Source organism: Gilvimarinus sp. 1_MG-2023, assembly GCF_030548285.1.
Genome location: NZ_JAUOSC010001464.1, coordinates 1 through 247 on the forward strand (window position 1 = coordinate 1; position 247 = coordinate 247).

The following is a 247-nucleotide window of genomic DNA, read 5'->3' on the forward strand; positions in this document are numbered from 1 at the left end:
AAAATATGGTGCGCAAATGGCTTTTATCGGGCCGGTACTAGGGTCGAAAAAGTTAGGTTATAACCTGACCGAAGTGGAGCCTGGAAAGAGCGCCTTTCCCTACCACTGTCACCGGGTGACTGAGGAGATGTTTTATATTCTGGAAGGCGAGGGTCGGCTGCGCTTGGGGGAGAATCACCAGCCCATTAAAGCGGGTGATATTATTGCCTGCCCGCCAGGCGGGCCTGAAACGGCTCACCAAATTATC

1 protein-coding gene is annotated in these 247 nt (G+C 52.6%); it reads left to right on the top strand.

Going from position 1 to position 247, the window contains the following annotated elements; translation table 11 throughout:
- Positions 1-16: 16 nt before the first annotated feature.
- Positions 17-247, top strand: a 231-nt coding sequence (locus Q4563_RS21685) for a cupin domain-containing protein (protein ID WP_303606003.1), incomplete at its 3' end; no start/stop codon positions are given.